Raw genomic sequence first — 19,181 nt, forward strand, 5'->3', positions numbered from 1 at the left:
GAAGCGCCGGAGCGCTGCTGGAGGGTGGTGGTCATGAGAACGGAAAGAAATGTTCCCGAAGGAACGGTTTAAGGAAGGGCAGGAGAGCCCTGCCTGATGGCAAGTGTAACGGAAGTTTGCGCTGTGTGTCCACAGTTTGCGCTGTGTGTCGGCAGTTTGCGAAACCAACGCCGAAGCAGGACGCATCGCCAGAACAAGGTTTCCGAAAGACTTAAGATTCATGAGACTCACCAGGGCAATCTTTGGTTCTGATCCGCTGGATGCAAGCCGGCCATCGCCTGGAGGAGACCGTTCCCCTGGCTCAGGCCCGTCACAGGCGCATGGAGCTGGAGGCTCAGGGTGCAACGGTTTATTGGAGTGAACGGCTGGCCCGAGGCCATTACTGCTGAGAGGCTGGGGCCAATTAGTGAGGGCCCATGCAGCGTTTAATCCAACTGCTTTGCCTTGGGGTTGCTTCCGTTGGCCTGACCAGCTGTGGGCTGTTGCCCTCCGGCAGCGACAAGCCAGACGCCAACGCGCGCGCTTCGCTTGAACAGCTTGAGCAACGGCTCAACCAGCTGGAGCAGGAGCTTGAGGCACTGAGATCTCCCGACAGCAAGACCCCGGCAGGCCCCCTCCGCTCCCTCACCTTGCGGATCGGCACCGAGGATGACCGACTTCGGATGTACTGGGCCGACGGCCAGACGAGCAATCTGATCTGCTCTCAAGAGGGCAAGGGTGTCTGGGCCTGTGGTTGAGCTGGGCACAACAGCTGCTGCAATGCCGGCAGCCAGGCTTCCTCTACAGGCCAGACCTCGCGGCGCGTGAAGGAAAAGGCGATGCTTTTTTCGGCATAGGCCGCTTCGTTCACAAACACCGGGATCTCGCCATCAACCCAGAGCTCACCGTGATCCGTCCCGTCCGCAGCTCTGAACATGGCCTGCGAAGAAGCGATGCTCTGCCAGTCGCGCCCTTGAAGCTCGGAATGAACAAGGGCAAGCGGTTCACCGTCCTCGCCCTTCGGAAGATCGCGACTCCCCAAGTGTCGATGCACCACAAGAGCACCCGGAAGCCGGGCTGATCCCTGACGAACCTGGTCCAAGGCCCTTAGGCAGGTTTCCAAGCCAAGACGGGTCTGCTCAACGATCTTGGCGTTCAGTACACCTTGAGGCACGGGGCCCACCTCAATCACCAGTCCGCAGGGCCAGCATTCCACCAGGAAGCCAGTCTGCTGGGCATCCGCTTCATGCAGATAGATCGGCAGGCCGAGAGCCTCCTGAACCAGAGCGGCGAGGGCAAGATCGGCAGGCCGACGCCCGTAAACCACCAGTGAATTGCCCATGGCTGCTGTGGTGCTGTGCAGATCAAGTGCCACGGCACACGGTTGCTCTCCGTTGAAGCCGTGAAGACGAAGGAGTTCGCCTGCTCGCTGGAATTCCAATCCAGAGGTCTCCCGATCCAAAAGATCCGGGAGAAAACAGCGGTTGAGGTCGCGATCGACATAGCGGCAGCGACGGTGCAACGCCTCGGGGTTGCCGATCACCCTCTGCACCAGCAGCCCAGCCGCATCAATCAGATCAGGGTTGGCCTGCCACTGCTGCAGCAACCAGGGGGCATTCACCTCATTCCCATGGGTGCCGGCCACCACCAGAACGCCACAGCTGGTCATGGACATAGCGCTCGGGGTTCTGACTGAAGCACGACTCCCAGCGAAGATAAAAGCGATCCAAACCGAGCCATGTCGATCCCACCTGTTGTGGTCAGTGCCGCCCGTTGCGGCTGGCGATGGCAATGGCAACGGCTCATGGGTGGGCTGGGACCAGCCGATACCGGAGGCAATTACACCCGCCCGAGCAGCGATCCGCTCCCCCCACCGACCCTGAACCGCGAGGAGCTGATCCAACGCAGCCAAACTCAACGCCCTCTCCTCGTGATCGGGCGCAGTTGTCCCTGGGCGCATCGCACCTGGTTGGTGCATCAGTTGCGCAATCTTCAAGACAGCGTCAACCTCCTGGTCGCGACAGCGGATCACAACGCCGGGCGCTGGGCGCTCAACCCCGCCTGGGAAGGCTGCGACACGCTTCTAGCGCTGTACCGGCACTGCGGCGCACCACCGACCTACCGGGCCACCGTTCCTGTTCTGGTGGACCCCAAGACCCGCACCCTGCTGGGCAACGACAGTGCTCCACTGGTGGAGCTGTTGAACCGCTGGCCGCTCAAAGGCTCAGTCATCGACCTCGCACCGCCGCAGTCGGCCGACAGGATCGAGGCCTGGCAAGCCCTGCTGCAACCAGCGGTGAATGACGGTGTTTACCGCTGTGGTTTCGCCCGCAATCAAGCGGCCTACGACCGCGCCGAAGCCGATCTCTTCGCTGCCCTCGATACGGTGGAGCAGAGCCTGGAGACCAACGGCCCATGGCTGTGTGGCACAACATTGAGCCTGGCGGATGTGCGGCTGTTCCCCACACTGATCCGCTGGGAGCTGGTCTACGCACCACTGTTTGGCTGTAGTCGGCGCCCGCTCTGGCACTACCCGAACCTCTGGCATTGGCGACAACGGCTGTACGCCTTGCCTGGCATCGCCGACACCTGCGACGGCAACGCTTGGCGGCAGGACTATTTCGGCGCCTTATTTCCCCTCAATCCCGGTGGGATAGTTCCAGCCGGTCCAGACCTGAGCACACTGGTAAACAGCACGGCTCCGTCGGGATGACCAGCGCAGATCCAACCTTTGACGGTGTCTACGGCACCTACTCCATCACAGATATCGACCGCCAGGAGGTGCGTTCCTATCGGATCGCCCTGTTGATCACTGGCCTCAGCCTGGCCGCTGGACTGCTGCAGTGGTGGCAAATCGGAAGCACCTGGGCTTGGGTCTGGGTGCTTCCGATCGCCACTGCACTGGGGCTGTCCCTGCGCTGGATTCACATCTATCTCCGCCCTCTGCACCGCGCTCTTCAACTGTTTTGGCTCACCGGTTGCATCGGTTGGGGCGCCCTGCTGATGCATGCAGGGCCCTCCACAGCCCTTGCCACCCTGCGAGATCAGCCGTTGTGGATCCTGGCCGTCGGCCCCCTGTTCGCAGCCTTGGCAGGGATCGGCTTCAAAGAGTTTTTCTGCTTCCAAAGACCCGAAGCCATCGGTCTGACCTTGCTACTGCCAGCAGCACTGCTGGGACATCTGCTGGGCCTGATCAGCGGGTCTTTCTGCCTGGTCTTGTTGGAGAGTGCAGCGTTGCTGCTGGTGCTGCTGGCCCTGCGGAAATTCGGCATGGATGCGGCAGCAGATGTGGGCGATAAAAGTGTGTTTGCTTATCTGGACGGTCAACTGCCAGCAGGCACGCCGTGAGTCTGATCAGCCTGGTGGGTGCCGCCAAGGATTTTGGAATCCGCACCCTCTTCTCCGGCCTCGATCTCCACATCAGGGAAGGTGAAAGGCTGGGGCTAATCGGCCCCAATGGCAGCGGCAAATCCACCCTGTTGAAAGTTCTGGCGGGGAAGGAGCCGCTCGGTGAGGGGGAACGCCGCTGTTCACCCCGGCTTCGAGTGGAGCTTGTGGGCCAGGAGAGTCGCATCACCCCTGGGCTATCTGTGCTGGAACAGGTGCTGGAAGGCTGCGGTGCCAAACGGGATCTGCTGTTGCGATTCAGCTCCCTCAGCGACGCGGTTGCCGCAGACCCCAGCAATGAAGCTCTGCTCTCGGAGCTGGGTCAGCTCAGCCAACGGATGGATGAAGAGGAAGCCTGGAGCCTGGAGCAGCAATGCCGGGAAGTGCTGCAAAAATTAGGCATCAGCGATCTCCAACGCCCGGTCGACGACCTCTCCGGGGGCTATCGCAAACGGGTGGGACTGGCGTCAGCCCTGGTGGCCTGCCCAGATGTGCTGTTGCTGGATGAACCCACCAACCACCTCGATGCCGCCGCGGTGGAGTGGTTACAGAGCTGGCTGGATCGCTATCCAGGCGCCCTGGTGCTGGTCACCCATGACCGCTACGTGCTCGATCGGGTGACACGGCGAATGGTGGAGGTCGACCGAAGTCAAGCGCGCACCTACCAGGGGAACTACAGCACCTTTCTGCAACACAAAGCAGAAGAAGACGCCTCGGAAGCGGCGTCAGCGGCCAAGTTCAAAAGTGTGCTGCGCCGTGAACTGGCATGGCTAAGGCAGGGTCCCAAGGCCCGCAGCACCAAACAAAAAGCGCGCTTGCAACGCATCGAAGCGATGCGCGAGCAGAAACCGAACCAAGCCAAGGCGAAGCTCGAGATGAACGGCATCAGCCGTCGCATCGGAAAACAGGTCATTGAAGCCGAGGCGGTTGGCGTGACAGCCGACGGCTCCAGCGAAGGCCACCTTCTGCTGGATGGCTTCAGCTACAGCTTCAGCCCAGAAGACCGCATTGGCATCATCGGCCCCAACGGCAGCGGCAAATCCACCCTGCTCGATCTCATTGCTGGACGGAGAGAGCCCACCCAGGGGTCTCTTCGCCTTGGGGAAACCGTTCACATCGGCTACCTGGACCAGCACACCGACGCCTTCGACCAAGGCAAAGGACTCGAACGCAAGGTGATCGAATTTGTCGAGGAAGCGGCCAGCCGTATCGATCTGGGGGGTGAGCAGGTCACCGCATCACAACTGCTGGAACGCTTTCTGTTTCCACCCGCCCAGCAGCACAGCCCCTTGGCCAAGCTCTCTGGAGGCGAGCGCCGGCGACTCACCCTCTGCCGAATGCTGATCCAGGCGCCCAACGTGCTGCTACTGGACGAACCCACCAACGATCTCGATGTCCAAACCCTCAGTGTTCTCGAAGACTTTCTCGAGGACTTCCGGGGCTGCGTGATTGTTGTCTCCCATGACCGTTACTTCCTCGATCGCACCGTCGATCGTTTGTTCTCCTTTGAAGAAGGACGGCTGAACCGTTTTGAAGGGAACTACAGCGCGTTTCTTGAGCGGCAACGCCAAGAGGAACGGAACCAGAACGTGGTGTCCAAACCCTCCGCCCCAAAACAGGAACGCAGCCGCGAAACCAAGCGCGAGGGCCCGCGTCGTCGGAACTTCAAGGAAAACAAGGAGCTTGCTCGTCTTGACCAACAGCTCCCAGAACTGGAGCTGCAGAAAGGCAATCTTGAACAGCAAATGACACGAGAGGGTGCTGATATGGCGAAGCTGAGCCTGGATTTGGCTGATCTAATCTCCCGAATCGAACAGGCCGAAGAACGCTGGTTGGAACTCAGCGAATTAGCGCCATGAACAACGATCTGAGCCGGTAGCGGTAGCCACGGATACCACCGCTTCAAGTCAACGTTGTCGGAAGGTCATGGGGGTGGATTCCACCACTCCAAAACCGATGAATCGCCGTAAGGTGAGACGAGGCCACGGTCTGTATTTATGAAGTCCATCGAAGAGCACATCCAGAAGGATCAATCGGAGATCCAAGCAGCCAAAGCTGCTGGAGACGATGCCAAGGTTCGTCACCTCACCGAAGAGCTCAAGTCGCTGGAGGAATACAAGGAGCATCACCCCGGCGACAGCCACGACCCCACCTCCCTTGAGCTGCATTGCGAGGCCAATCCCGATGCAGATGAGTGCCGCGTCTACGACGACTAAGGCAACGAGCCCAGGGAATCCAACGGGGACTTAGTAGTCCTCGTTGTAGTCGGAGGGGCTGCCGGTCAGGCTGCAGACGACAGCCTCCTCTTTGCGCATTTGCTTGACTTCAGCGATGGGTCGACCCATCCGCTGGAGTACCACAATGTCCTCTTTCGTTTGGCAACGAGCGATCACGTCGCCTTTGTTGTCGAGACAGGTATAGAAGGTCATGTCATGCGAGAGACCACTCCCGTTATGGCTCTACATCGCATATCCCACAAGCATCCGTGTGGCCGAAAACACGGAAACATTTGGTGCGATCTGACTCAAACCCCGAGCTCCGCCCAAGTGGATGCCAGCAACTGATCAAGGTTGGCTCCCATTGCAGCGGAAATGCTCAACACAGGGCGACCGCTCGCTGTTTGAAGATCCTTGAGAAGCTTGGGGAGATCCTCCTCTAAGACCAGCTCCTGCTTGTTAATTGCCAACAAACGCGGTCGATCGACGAGGCCATGGCCATAGGCCTCTAACTCCTGCTCGACAACGTGCAGGTCAGCCACAGGATCCTCAGCACCGGCATCAACCAAGTGGATCAGCAGGCGGGTGCGCTCGATGTGACGCAGAAAATCATGCCCAAGACCTGCACCCTGGGCAGCCCCTTCAATAAGCCCCGGAATATCGGCGAAAACAGTTCCATCCCCACTGGGTCGGCGTACAACACCAAGGTTCGGGACCAACGTGGTGAAGGGGTAATCGGCAATCTTGGGTCGCGCAGCAGACAGCACGGCGATCAAGGTGCTCTTTCCGGCATTGGGAAGACCAATGATGCCCACCTCAGCAAGCAACTTGAGTTCCAGCTGCAGGGGCCATTCCTCACCCTCACGGCCCTCAGTGAATTTCTCAGGCGCACGGTTGCGATTGCTGAGGTAGTGGGCATTGCCCAGACCACCACGGCCACCGAAAGCGACGGTGAGACGCTCGCCCGGAGTCGTGAGATCACCAAGAAGGATGCCGGTCCGCAGGTGTCGGACTTCGGTGCCGCAAGGCACCTTGATCACCAGATCCTTTCCCGAGGCACCGGTGCACTTGTTCGGACCACCACGCCGACCGTCATCGGCAGCGAACAGGCGTTTGTATTTGAAATCGAGCAGAGTTTGCAGGTTGCTGTCAGCCTCAAGGACCACAGGTGCCCCATTGCCGCCGTCACCGCCGGAGGGACCTCCAGCAGGCACGTACTTCTCTCGGCGGAAAGCAGCGATACCGTCGCCGCCGCGCCCACCTCGGACCGTGATCCGTGCCTGATCGATGAACTGCACGGTGCTGCCGGCTCAATCCAATCCATAACCCTAAGATTCAGCCGATGCAGTTCTGCCGTTGGCCGGCGTCCGTTTCGAAGACCTCAGCAAGACCTACCCAGCACGCGGCGGTGGGGATCCCGTTGAAGTGATTCGTCAGTTGAATCTGACAATCCAAAATGGCGAATTCTTGGTGCTGGTCGGCCCCTCGGGTTGCGGCAAAAGCACCTTGCTCCGACTCCTCGCTGGTCTTGACAGGCCCACAAGCGGCGAGATCAGGATCGGAACCCGGCCCATCAGCGATGTGCCGCCAGCGCGCCGCAACGTCGCGATGGTGTTCCAGAGCTACGCGCTCTACCCTCATCTCAGTGTGCGGGACAACCTCAGCTTCGGCCTACGAAGAAGCCAATCGAGATCCACACTCCAACGCATCCAGGATCAAGCCTTTCGAGCCACGCGATCGTTACCAAATCCACTGCGTGTGCGATCTGTCAGGGAGCAAAGGATCGAGGCCAGGATTGACACCGTCGCCAGATCACTGGAATTGACTGATTTGCTCGACAGATGGCCGAAGGAACTGTCTGGTGGCCAAAAACAACGGGTCGCCCTCGGACGGGCCATGGCGCGAAATCCTGAGGTGTTCCTAATGGATGAACCCCTCAGCAATCTGGACGCCAAGCTCAGAACGAGCACACGTCAAAGGATTGTCGAACTGCAGCGAGAACTGGGGACAACAACTGTTTATGTCACCCATGACCAAGTCGAAGCCATGACCATGGGACACCGCATCGCGGTACTAAACCAAGGGCGATTGCAACAACTTGGGACGCCCATGGAGTTGTACCAATGGCCCTCCAATATCTTCGTCGCCCAATTCATAGGGAGCCCACCGATGTGCCTGATGCCGGTCACTGTGGGACCGAACGGCACCCTCATCCTGGGCGGGAAACGTATACAAGTTGAGGGGGAAATGATGGAGCAATTACTGCAAAAAGAAGGCGAACAGCTCACTGCTGGATTGAGACCAGAACATTGGCATGTGGCACCCGCGACGAACCGAAACTTGAAAGCAAAAGTGAGCCATTGCGAACGCCTAGGGAATGAACAGATCTTGACCTGTCGACTCGAAAATGGAGGGCATCTAATACAGGTAAGAAGCACGCCGGAAGTCAATGTGAGCCCAGGCGATCAAATCAACCTGGAATCCAACCCAAGGAAATGGAGATTATTTGGGAATGACGGAGAAGCCATAAAGTAAAAACACAGACAAAAAACACGAACAACTCAAGACTGCAAACAATTACGACCAGAAATAGATATGCAAGCTGATAATCGCTGCAGGATTACAACTAAAAACTGTGAGAACAAGATGCAGCAAAGGCGGAAAAGCGAAATAATGGCGATGGCTTAACTAGCTACAAGAGAGCCAAAAAGCAGTCAAGGAGAAACCAAAGGCTTTATAAATCCTCATTTCAACACCAAACAGGCAGGAGGAGTCAAAGGCGAAACAAGGAAAAGGAGAAGAAAGCAATGAATAAGGGAACCAAGTATGACCAAAAGCTTAAAAACAAAGAAAAAATATAGATAAATATTTATGACATAAAGGCAAATATGAGATGAATTGCTAATTTGAGAAAGATCTGAACGATGTCAATGGGCAAGAAAGTTCTGGTGTTGGTGGAAGAGCATTATGACGAAACTGAATACAACGTCTTTAATGAATTCTTCCCAAAGCAAGGCATCGAAGTTGAATACGCATCATATTTATGGGGTAACGATTCACTCACGTTTGAGGGTAACGACAAGACAAGTAAAGTAGAGGTAGGAACTTGCGTCAGCAAGGTAAATCTGGATGAATATGCTGGATTGATCTTAATCGGAGGTTATGCGATGGACCGACTTCGCTACGAACCGAAATTGGGAGAAAAGAATAAAGCGCCTGCCGTCGAGCTCTTGAGGCAAGCAGTTGACTTAATGGATAACGGACGACTAGCAATAGGGACAATCTGTCACTCGCTGTGGCTGTTCTGTGCTGATACAAAACTCTTAAAGGGAAGGGAAGTGACATGCGCACACAACATCGTTTGTGATGTCGCCAATGCAGGAGCCGAAATCATGATTAAAGAAGGAGAAACAATTGAACTCCATCAACAAGGCCTACTAATCACAGGAAAACATCCTGGATGCGTCGATGTGTTTGTCGAAAAATTCAAGGATGTGATCAACGCCATCTGATGGCGAGGTGATCAAGACCCTTCCAACAAAGTAAAAACTCCTAGATCCAGATTTTAAAATCATGAACACTCTTGGCTTCTCCTTCTCAGACCTGATTTCCGGCTACGTCACTTCCTACGAAGAATCTAGTAAAATTGTTGGGATTGAAACTTCGGACGGACGCCAGTACGAATGCAAAATTACTGGAAACACTTATGCACGGGGAACGCAAAATCTCGGTGAAGGTTGGAACAGTGCTGATCTAGGAAAGCTTTTGAAGAAAGGGCAGATGATATTTGCCTATGGAACATTCTATCCAGAAAACAAGGTCAAGTTTGAAATAAACTACATGGTCTTCGCCGGTGAAGATGTTAACCACTATCGCTACGCGGACGAACAGGGTTGGTGGATCAATCAAATTGATCAGATAGCATCTTCATATTGCAAATGGCAATTTAATGCTCCTGAGCATCCAATTGATTATCAAAACTACCGAACTGTCATCAGTCTGACAGGAGGCAAAAAGAGCGAAGATTATCTGCAAGAAACAGATACTATTTCGAGAATGGTGTATGGGATGGCATGCGCCTACATGCTGACAGGCAAGGACATGTATTTGGATGCAGCCGAAAAGGGAACGAAGTACCTAAGAGATAAAATGAAATTCACAGATACTGATACAGGTTTAATCTATTGGTATCACGGACTAAAAGTGGGCAAAGACGGAGAAGAGCAAAAACTTCTCGTTTCTGAGTTTGGTGATGACTATGATTGCATTCCTGCCTACGAGCAAATTTATGCATTGGCAGGGCCCGTACAGACATATCGCCTGAATGGTGATCCCGAAATTATGGCAGATACGGAAAAGACCGTAGCACTGTTTGATGAATGCTTTAAAGATAACGACAAAGGTGGTTACTACTCCCACATCCATGCCGTAACACTGAGTGCTCATGAGGAGTCTCTTGGACGAAACAAAGCCAAGAAGAACTGGAATTCAGTTGGTGACCACGCTCCGGCATATCTGATTAATTTATATTTGGCTACGGGTGAGGAAAAATACAAAAAGTTCCTGGAAGACACATTTGACACTATCACTGATCATTTTCCCGATTACGACGAAAGCCCATTTGTCCAAGAGAAGTTCTTTGACGATTGGAGCAAAGATCAAACATGGGGCTGGCAACAGAATCGTGCGGTTGTTGGCCATAACCTAAAAATCGCTTGGAACCTCATGCGTTTCTATTCAGAAATGCCAAAAGAGAAGTACGTGGAAATTGCCGAAAAGATTGCTGCATTGATGCCTGATAAAGGATATGATTCTCAGCGGTTTGGTTGGTATGACGTAGTTGAGAGAGTATTGGGAGAGGACGAAAAATTTCATCGATATGCATGGCACGATAGGAAGGCCTGGTGGCAGCAGGAGCAAGGTATCCTCGCCTACCTGATTCTTCAAGGTCACATGCCCGAAAAGCAAGAATATAAGAAGTATTCCGATGAAAGTGCCGCCTATTACAACGCATTTTTCCTTGACAACAACGATGGTGGTGTCTATTTCAATGTGTTGGCCAATGGTGTGCCTTATTTGATGGGGACTGAACGTTATAAGGGCAGTCATTCAATGAGTGCATATCACTCGACTGAACTTTGCTTCCTCTCAACGGTATACATTGATCTGATGATCAAAAAACGTCCATTAGATCTTTTCTTTAAGCCACTTCCGAACGGATTTAAGGACAGGACACTAAGAGTTGAACCAGACATCCTTCCCAAGGGGTCAATCAAAATCATTGGGTGTGAAATCGATGGCAAAGAATATGACAACTTTGACGCCAACGCGCTAACCGTTCAGTTACCAAAATCAGATACAAGACTCAAAGTCAAAGTAACCGTAGCAACAGTTTGAGCCATGGAAGTACAACAAGAGCTCATTAAAAACTGGCAAGTCATCAAGGTAACAGGAGAGATTGACTCGAAAACAGTCTCAACACTGCGTGATTTTATAGATGAAAAGCTTGTAGAAGATACAGCAGTTGCATTGGACTTGGAAAAGGTTCCATTTATGTCCAGCGCAGGACTGAGAACGTTATTAACGCTTCAAAGAAAAACAACCTCAATGAAAGTCGATCTGGCATTAATTGGAGTGGCTAATGAAATCCAAGACACGATGAAAGTTACTGGTTTCTTGCAATATTTCAAGCTATACGACTCTATTGAATCATTGCCTTAACAACAAATGGAAATCGAACGGATTGACAATCAGCCAAGTCAAACCATCGAAGGATATAGGGTTAGACCTGGAAAACCACTGCCCTTTGGGGTGTCAACTGTTCCTGGGGGGTTGAATTTTTCAGTCTATACATCGGCTGGAACTTCATGCACTCTCGTGTTAATCAGCCGTTCCGATAAAAAGATCATTAAAGAAATAAAAATACCCGACCATTACAGGATCGGAGATGTTTACTCAATCGTGGTTTTCGATCTGGACTACGAAGACATCGAATATGGCTATAAAATAGAGGGCCCATATTTACCAGAGGCTGGGCATCGTTTCAACGGGGATAACATCCTCATGGATCCTTACGCGAGGGCAACCTCAGGAAGGGAGGAATGGGGTGTGGAACCCAACTGGGAAATCCAGTACCAGCACAGATCAAGAATTTCGTTTGATGATTTTGATTGGGAGGGAGATTCGCCACTTGAAACCAATGACGAAGATCTCGTAATTTACGAGATGCACGTTAGATCATTCACGCAAAGTGAAACATCTGGCGCTAAATTTAAAGGCACTTATGCAGGAATAGTAGAAAAAATTCCATACCTTAAAAGCCTAGGCATCAACGCTGTTGAATTGATGCCTGTGTTCGAATTTGATGAATTCGAAAATTCAAGAATCCATCCTGATACAGGAGAACGGCTGTACAACTATTGGGGATACAGCACAGTTGCCTTTTTTGCACCAAAAGCTGGTTTTGCATCAACCGGAAAGTTTGGGATGCAAGTTGACGAGTTCAAACAACTGATCAAAGAATTACATCGCGCCGACATAGAAGTAATACTAGATGTTGTTTTTAATCACACTGCAGAAGGAAATGAATATGGACCATCAATCTCATTTAAAGGATTAGACAACAAAATATATTACATGTTAACGCCAGAAGGCTATTACTACAATTTTAGCGGCACAGGAAATACCTTAAATTGCAATAACCCTGTTGTGAGGAATTTAGTTCTCGACTGTTTAAGATACTGGGCAAGCGAATACCATATTGATGGATTCAGATTCGACCTCGCCAGTATTCTCGGACGAGACCCATGGGGGGCACCGCTTAGCAACCCACCATTGCTCGAATCCTTAGCATTTGATCCAATCCTCTCCTCGTGCAAACTGATAGCCGAAGCATGGGATGCAGGCGGATTGTATCAAGTGGGAACATTTCCCGCATTTGGACGATGGTCTGAATGGAACGGAAAATATCGGGATACAGCGCGCCGATTCCTGAAGGGTGATTCTGCACAGGTGGGAGAACTTGCACAGAGAGTTCAAGGTTCACCCGACTTATACCAATGGAATGGACGATCACAGGCAACTTCAATCAATTTTATAACATGCCACGATGGTTTTACACTTTCAGACCTAGTTTCATTTGATCAAAAACATAATGAGGCTAATGGAGAATTCAACAGAGATGGTGGTGATGATAACCACAGCTGGAATTGCGGTGCTGAAGGTTGGACCGATAACCCAGAAATTCTAAAACTTAGGAACAAGCAGGCAATGAATGCCATAGCACTGCTTATGACCAGTCGTGGTACTCCGATGCTACTAATGGGTGATGAGTTTGGACGTTCACAACATGGTAATAACAATGCCTACTGCATTGATTCACCAATCTCGTGGGTAGACTGGAATTTGCTTGAAAGCAATAAGGCTCTTTTCGAGTTTACAAGGAGCATGATTGCTTTCAGACATGCACACCCATGCTTAAGGGTGAATCGTTTTGATCATGCAGGAAGTGATCTCTTCCCAAGCTGCAGCTTCCATGGAACCAAACCATGGAGTGTTGATTGGAGTGAGGAATCTAGACAACTCGCTTGGATGATGAGTACTCAAACAGAAAACAGTCAGTCAGACATCGTCTACGTTGCCGCGAACTCCGCACACTACGCAACATGGTTTGATCTGCCACAATTACCTGAAATCTATGAATGGAATATCTGCTTCAATACTGGTAATCAAGATGAACCATATCTGAAGAAGCCAGCTTCATTTGGAGACACGGGTATCCTGGTAGGGGAAAGATCAATGGTGATTTTTACTGCGTCTCCAAAAGAGACGTAGATCCAAACAAAAACAAAGCAAAACAATGCCACTCACAATCAAGGTCACTCCAGCAGAGAGCATCGTCACCCTGAACATTGCAGGAGACGTTGACACCAAGACAGCTCCAGAACTACTTAAAGAATTGACTGCTTTGGAGCTTAAAGAATTATCAGAGCTGCGGCTTAACCTCAGTGAAGTTGCATTTATGAGTAGCGCCGGCCTAAGAGCAATTGTATTTGCGAAACAGAAAATGCCACACACAGGACGACTGTATTTGATTGGTGCCTCAGAAATGATTGTCGATACAGTCAAAAAAACTGGACTCTCTCAAGCAGTGGTGTTTGTATCCAGCGAAGAAGAAATCTGAAGCTATGCCATGCATCCCAGCACATGAATTCTCATTCCTTGTCGAAGAAACAGCTTCGATGGACAACTGGGATGTCTTTATTGAAATGGCATCTTTAGCAATTCACAAAGCCTTGAAGGACGAAACGAAAATCTATAAGTTAAAATTAGCCTACGAAGAACTTATTTCAAATATCATCAAGGCAGCAAATGAGTTAGAAGGCAGCAGAGCAATTAATCTAAAAGTATCATGTGGCATTAGCAAAAATCAAAATATAGAGCTTTTTACACTGCAAACAGAGGACAACGGGAAGGAGTTTGATCCCGGCTTTGACAGGGAAAGCGATGTAGATGTTGATCAACATATCAATGACAGAGCGATTGGAGGACTGGGAGTTTTTCTCATCAAACAATCTGTAGACATTGCAAGCTACGAATGGATAGACGGTATAAACAAGAACCAACTAAGTATGCAAATAGAGTAAACAAGTTTTCCTGCCAGTCTAGCCCTTAATTTACAGCTATATCAGACAATCAAGTTAATGGCGAATGATTTACAGCATCACAGGAAGTTCTATTAAGTATCAAACAAGAGCTAAAAAACTCTTTACAGTGCTTGAGATGGCGTATAAGGCAAAGCATTATCCCATCTAAACGATCATGGAACTTCAGGGCGACCTCATACCTTGGTTGCCGATCCTCTCGCCCAGGCCTTGTAAGAAATAGCTCAAGGCATATCTCCACAGATCCAGAGAAATCGATCAATTAAAGGAAGCCGACATTCTTGAGATCCGCCATCACTATACGCTGGATCATATTAAGGTCTGAATACAGATCTTCTGAGAAACTCTATGTGAAGCACTTAGGCAGGACCATGCTCACTTGTGAAACAAAGAATGTCGCCTGCGAGATATATGAGCACCTCAGACGCCATCCATTGCCATTGAACAGCAAACCATGAGAGACACTCACTGATGAAAGATCTTGTACGGGATGAGGTCACCCAGTGCGTATGAAGGTCATATGGCGACATGTCCACTCCACAGATTAGGGAAGGTCGTGGATGATGTTTCAGGCGAGACCACCAGGGTGGCTACAACAAGAGTAAAAAACTGAAATTCCCATGGGATGTGATTGCATGAGCAGAATTTGTCAGACCGCTGGATGTGTGCTGAAGCTGGCAAAATTTGTAATTAAAAGATAGAGAATGACTTAAAGGTTGAAAGTCATGATTAGGATATCAATAACAATCATTGCGACCAGATGGGTGCTACTTTGTTTCGCAACAAGCTACCCTTCTGGGCCCTCCTTCTTTCAGGCATTGCAACCCTTCTTACATTAAATAACTACCAACTATTTGGTTTACAATTCACATTTGGAATGAGTGTTGCTCTCGCAACACTTTTTTTGCAGCGGAGACTTTGGGGGCTAGTTATTGCTATTCCCGTAGCAATTTCAACCTATATCTTATGGGGCGAGCCATATGCGGGGATTGTATATATATTGGAAATATTACTTATGACCTTCATAAGAAATGGTCCCGGTGGAGACAGGAGTTTACGCAGGGGAACGATTGTTATATACGACTTTATTTTCTGGACGTTCCTAGGAGCGCCAATCTATTATTTCACATATGCATACTTGGCTAACTACAACCAGGAAGCCGCATTTGTCATAGCGCAAAAGTCGATTGTGAATGGAGTGATGAACACTTTGATTGCCTATATAATATATGCGGCTGTTACAATCATGGGAAACAGAAGATCGCAGAACAGGGAAAGTATTTCAATCCAAGCATTGGCTTTGGCGACAATCTATAGCGTCATCGTCTTTTTATCTCTATTCATGGCAGACAGGCTATATGGGACAGCAATGAATCTAAAAGCGAAATCCTTATACCAAGAAATGACTAATTTTGCAGCATTCATATTTGACGACATGGACGATAAAGTACCCTCAAAATTAGACTTCACACTAGAGAATGAGTTAAAGCAAAAAAATGCTGATGCCATTTACCAAAGCGAAGAGGGAATTCAGACAATACTATACAATCAAGGGAAAATACGACATCAAAATTTTCCAAACGACTTTAAATTGGAAACATCAAGGTCAAGACTCTCGAGAAACCTTTACGAAGTTGCTGAAATGGATGGGGCGTCAATAAACTTATACCTAAACAACACAGTCAAACAAGACAAATTAAATGAATATCTAAATAGCCTCTGGGAGATAGAATTACATAAAGATGGAAAGACTCTCATTCTAATTAAGCCTGCGCGACAAGATTTTGACATAATCTTTAAGTTCGCAATTGGCGCATTGCCGATTATTAATTCTACGACCATGGGAGGAATCATTCTTAGCATCATAATTGGATATGGCCTTAAAAGAGAGTTTCTTACTGTATTAGGCAAGTCGACGAAAAACAAAATCAATACACCGACAGAGGAAGCATATCGTTCATTAGAGCAATCACCAATCACAGAGATAGGGGGCTTTGCGAAGGAAATCAACCGGAGAACTGACGATATCAAGAGAGCAAAGGAAAAAATAGAAGAATTAAATAATATAGCCCAGCAACAATTGAGTACAGCAGGCAAAATTCAGCAGGCATTCCTTGGAGATAGTTCTGATGTCGGCAAGCAACCTGATGTCAGCCTATTCATGAGACCTGCACTCAATGCTGGTGGAGACTGGTACGATGCATTTGATTTAGATAACAAGACATTTATCATCGTCGCAGATGTATGTGACAAAGGAGTCGGAGCAGCATTATTTATGTCAGTTTTCAGAAGTCTTATTCGATATGCTGCAGAGAACTGGTGTGCTGAAGAGTCAGAACATGAGCCACTAGATGAGGTAATTAGCAGTGTGAATAATTACATGAGCACAGAACACGAGGTTGACACAATGTTTGCAACAGTTTTCATCGGCTGTATCAGTCATCCGGCAAAAAGATTGGATTATGTTCTGGCTGGTCATGAAGAACCCATTTTTATCAACTCCAAGGGCGTACAACAAAACCTGGAAGTCACTGGTCCGGCCATCGGACTATTTCCAGAAGCCGAGTACACGATGGAAAGCCTCTTCTTTGATGAAGACTCAATCTTGGTCGGCTATAGCGACGGAGTTGTTGATGCTAGGTGTCCAGAAGGAACATCCTACGGATATCAAAGACTTCTAGATCTTGTACAAGATATGCAAAAACGAAAAATCTCAGCAAAAAATCTAAAAAATGAAATAGTACGTGATCTAGATGCTCACATGAAAAATGCAGAGCAATTCGACGACATCACCATAGCGACTGTTATTTTATGATTTTAGGTGATCACATCACCAGTTATAAAATCAATTTCAATACAATGCCGATACGTTAAATGAAATAGCTAAATCCTAAAGAATCTAAAGAATATTCATTGACACATTTGCTAATTAGTTAAAAGAATATATTTTGATTGCGAAGATAATTTCAATAGTAATGGGGAGCTCATGCGTAAATCAAAACGAGCCTTAGATCAGCACTAAAGATCCACTCAAACTCAATCTTGGTGCTCGTGGGTTGGCCGAGCCTCGTTTCAGGGAGTCACTTAAAGTGATCTACGTCATAATGCGAAAAACAAAGCCTGTCTGAAACTAAAAGCTATTGGGTTCACACCTGCTACAGCTTCTTTGTATTAATCGTTAAGTGGCTTGCAGGGTAACCTTTAAAGTTGCGCGATCTGATGTAGAGAGTAAAATCAAATAAATATTGCTTCAACAATGAGCAGCTCCGACTCACATACAAATTTGCGCAAGAAATCGGAGCCTAGATCAGGAAGCAGCAACCAATTTAGTAATGAAGATATTAAAGACATACTCCGTTCATGGCTTCTGGAAAATGAGCGGACATTGCTAGCACAAAAAAATGTTGGCGAATTCAACGGGGTCATGATGCAGTGGTTCCATTGGTATACAGATGACGATGGTAATCACTGGAAAAAATTAAAAGAAGAGGCCGCAAACTTAGCTAGAGCTGGAATCACTGCTCTTTGGCTTCCACCAGCGTATAAGGGGATGAACGGAGCAAAGGATGTCGGCTACGCGACATACGATCTTTTTGATCTTGGTGAATTTGATCAGAAAGGAAGTATCAGAACAAAGTATGGAACAAAGGAGGAATACTTAAGTGCAGTGCGGGAATGTTGTGCCTATGGTATTGAGATTTATGCCGATGCTGTATTCAATCACAAAATGGGGGCTGATTCACAGGAAGAATTTGAAGCAGTTCCACTTGATGATAATAACCGTCATCATGCTCTAGGTACAGCTAGAAAAGTATGTGCATGGACAGAGTTCTCATTCCCTGGACGAGGAAATACTTATTCAGAGATGAAATGGGGATGGCATCATTTTGATTCTGTTGATTACAACAGTCTTGAACCACAGACCAAAGCGGTATGGCAAGTCAAAGATAAACCTCTGGAAAAGAATGTAGATGGTGAACGAGGTAATTATGATTTTTTAATGGGATGTGATTTAGATCTAGACCATCCAGAAGTCAAAAATGAACTCAAAAGATGGGGTGAATGGACTCTCGACACTACAGGATCTAAAGGATTCAGGCTGGATGCAATCAAGCATATTAACAGTGATTTTTTCGTTGACTGGATTCAACATATCGAACACTATGCAGGAAGAGATGTTTTTGTTGTAGGGGAATTTTGGACTTATGATATCAACACTTTATGCAACTATGCATCGAGAACAGGAGGGCAAATGTCACTGTTTGATGCCCCACTACATTTTAATTTTCACAAGGCTAGTGAATCTGGAGGTTACTTTGACATGGGCTCCATCCTTAATGGAACACTCATGCAAGAAGTACCTCTTCTAGCAGTGACATTAGTAGAAAATCACGACACGCAGCCATTACAAGCGTTGGAGTCTCCAGTAGCAGATTGGTTTAAACCATTGGCATACTCAATCATTCTGTTAAGAGCTGAAGGTTATCCTTGTATCTTCTACCCTGACTATTATGGAGCTAAATATTCAGATTATGGCGCCGACGGAAATCTTTGTGAAATAGCAATCAAAAGTCATCGTTTTATTATTGATCGACTATTACTAGCAAGAAAATACTTTGCATATGGAGAACAATATGACTATTTTGACTCCCAGGATGTCATTGGTTGGACGAGACTGGGAACCGAATTACACCCCTTTGGCTTAGCAGTTCTGATGAGCGATGGACCTGGAGGACAGAAAACGATGAATACAGGAAAGGCAAATACTTCATACGTCGATTTAACTGAATATTGCAACGAGACAATCACCACCGATGAGAACGGTTCAGCAAATTTTCGATGTGAAGGTGGCTCGACATCTGTATGGGTAGAAGTTGATGCCCTGAAACTCCATCACAACTAAAAACAATGAATGTGGAATAAAACCAAACCAACA

Annotated in this window: 18 protein-coding genes; 15 read left to right on the forward strand and 3 right to left on the reverse strand. The window is 49.0% G+C overall.

Features of this window, described 5'->3' with window-relative positions; all coding sequences use genetic code 11:
- The first annotated feature begins 242 nt into the window (after positions 1-242).
- Together FZZ92_RS12720 and FZZ92_RS12725 are read left to right on the forward strand one after the other, a co-directional pair.
- A complete protein-coding gene (locus FZZ92_RS12720) occupies positions 243-389 on the forward strand; it encodes a hypothetical protein (RefSeq protein WP_166017640.1) in 147 nt (48 codons plus the stop codon).
- Between the two features lie 27 nt (positions 390-416).
- Complete coding sequence (locus FZZ92_RS12725) at positions 417-737, forward strand: hypothetical protein (RefSeq protein WP_115022663.1); 321 nt, start codon at positions 417-419, stop codon at positions 735-737.
- Here the strand turns inward: FZZ92_RS12725 and FZZ92_RS12730 are convergent.
- Entirely contained in the window at positions 704-1,648 is a 945-nt protein-coding gene (locus FZZ92_RS12730; RefSeq protein ID WP_226423392.1) for an aspartoacylase, read from the reverse strand. The two genes, FZZ92_RS12725 and FZZ92_RS12730, sit on opposite strands and share 34 nt — an antisense overlap.
- Positions 1,649-1,717: 69 nt before the next feature.
- On the opposite strand from FZZ92_RS12730, the gene FZZ92_RS12735 reads away from it, so the two are divergent.
- The 4 genes from FZZ92_RS12735 to FZZ92_RS12750 all read left to right on the forward strand — a co-directional run bounded on the left by FZZ92_RS12735 (position 1,718) and on the right by FZZ92_RS12750 (position 5,582).
- Positions 1,718-2,692 (forward strand): glutathione S-transferase C-terminal domain-containing protein, encoded by a 975-nt coding sequence (locus FZZ92_RS12735; protein ID WP_226423364.1) that lies wholly within the window; start codon positions 1,718-1,720, stop codon positions 2,690-2,692.
- Complete coding sequence (locus FZZ92_RS12740; protein WP_115022666.1) at positions 2,689-3,327, forward strand: DUF2301 domain-containing membrane protein; 639 nt, start codon at positions 2,689-2,691, stop codon at positions 3,325-3,327. The genes FZZ92_RS12735 and FZZ92_RS12740 overlap by 4 nt, the downstream gene beginning before the upstream one ends.
- The gene (locus tag FZZ92_RS12745) at positions 3,324-5,225 is read left to right on the forward strand and encodes an ABC-F family ATP-binding cassette domain-containing protein (protein WP_226423366.1); all 1,902 of its coding nucleotides are present in this window, start codon (positions 3,324-3,326) and stop codon (positions 5,223-5,225) included. Before FZZ92_RS12740 ends, FZZ92_RS12745 begins: the two co-directional genes overlap by 4 nt.
- Positions 5,226-5,363: 138 nt before the next feature.
- Complete coding sequence (locus FZZ92_RS12750) at positions 5,364-5,582, forward strand: CP12 domain-containing protein (protein WP_115022670.1); 219 nt, start codon at positions 5,364-5,366, stop codon at positions 5,580-5,582.
- 30 nt (positions 5,583-5,612) lie between these two features.
- Here FZZ92_RS12750 and FZZ92_RS12755 read toward each other — a convergent pair whose 3' ends face one another.
- Together FZZ92_RS12755 and cgtA are read right to left on the reverse strand one after the other, a co-directional pair.
- Positions 5,613-5,795: a hypothetical protein gene (locus FZZ92_RS12755; RefSeq protein WP_226423367.1), complete on the reverse strand. Its 183-nt coding sequence runs from the start codon at positions 5,793-5,795 to the stop codon at positions 5,613-5,615.
- A gap of 95 nt (positions 5,796-5,890) precedes the next feature.
- The gene (cgtA, locus tag FZZ92_RS12760) at positions 5,891-6,880 is read right to left on the reverse strand and encodes an Obg family GTPase CgtA (RefSeq protein ID WP_226423368.1); all 990 of its coding nucleotides are present in this window, start codon (positions 6,878-6,880) and stop codon (positions 5,891-5,893) included.
- A 58-nt stretch (positions 6,881-6,938) separates the two neighbouring features.
- On the opposite strand from cgtA, the gene FZZ92_RS12765 reads away from it, so the two are divergent.
- From FZZ92_RS12765 to FZZ92_RS12805, 9 genes are all read left to right on the forward strand, one after another.
- Positions 6,939-8,117, forward strand: a complete 1,179-nt coding sequence (locus tag FZZ92_RS12765; protein ID WP_226423370.1) for an ABC transporter ATP-binding protein — start codon at positions 6,939-6,941, stop codon at positions 8,115-8,117.
- Between the two features lie 395 nt (positions 8,118-8,512).
- Positions 8,513-9,094, forward strand: a complete 582-nt coding sequence (locus tag FZZ92_RS12770; RefSeq protein WP_226423371.1) for a DJ-1/PfpI family protein — start codon at positions 8,513-8,515, stop codon at positions 9,092-9,094.
- A 61-nt stretch (positions 9,095-9,155) separates the two neighbouring features.
- Complete coding sequence (locus FZZ92_RS12775) at positions 9,156-10,979, forward strand: AGE family epimerase/isomerase (protein WP_226423372.1); 1,824 nt, start codon at positions 9,156-9,158, stop codon at positions 10,977-10,979.
- Between the two features lie 3 nt (positions 10,980-10,982).
- Complete coding sequence (locus tag FZZ92_RS12780) at positions 10,983-11,303, forward strand: STAS domain-containing protein (protein ID WP_226423373.1); 321 nt, start codon at positions 10,983-10,985, stop codon at positions 11,301-11,303.
- A 6-nt stretch (positions 11,304-11,309) separates the two neighbouring features.
- Entirely contained in the window at positions 11,310-13,415 is a 2,106-nt protein-coding gene (gene glgX / locus FZZ92_RS12785; protein WP_226423375.1) for a glycogen debranching protein GlgX, read from the forward strand.
- A gap of 25 nt (positions 13,416-13,440) precedes the next feature.
- Positions 13,441-13,764, forward strand: a complete 324-nt coding sequence (locus FZZ92_RS12790; protein WP_166017628.1) for an STAS domain-containing protein — start codon at positions 13,441-13,443, stop codon at positions 13,762-13,764.
- Between the two features lie 4 nt (positions 13,765-13,768).
- Positions 13,769-14,227, forward strand: a complete 459-nt coding sequence (locus FZZ92_RS12795; protein WP_226423376.1) for an ATP-binding protein — start codon at positions 13,769-13,771, stop codon at positions 14,225-14,227.
- A gap of 778 nt (positions 14,228-15,005) precedes the next feature.
- Complete coding sequence (locus FZZ92_RS12800) at positions 15,006-17,060, forward strand: PP2C family protein-serine/threonine phosphatase (RefSeq protein WP_226423377.1); 2,055 nt, start codon at positions 15,006-15,008, stop codon at positions 17,058-17,060.
- A gap of 441 nt (positions 17,061-17,501) precedes the next feature.
- Complete coding sequence (locus FZZ92_RS12805) at positions 17,502-19,148, forward strand: alpha-amylase (protein WP_226398976.1); 1,647 nt, start codon at positions 17,502-17,504, stop codon at positions 19,146-19,148.
- Positions 19,149-19,181: the final 33 nt, after the last annotated feature.

The organism is Synechococcus sp. MU1611 (assembly GCF_020514255.1).
GTDB lineage: Bacteria > Cyanobacteriota > Cyanobacteriia > PCC-6307 > Cyanobiaceae > Parasynechococcus.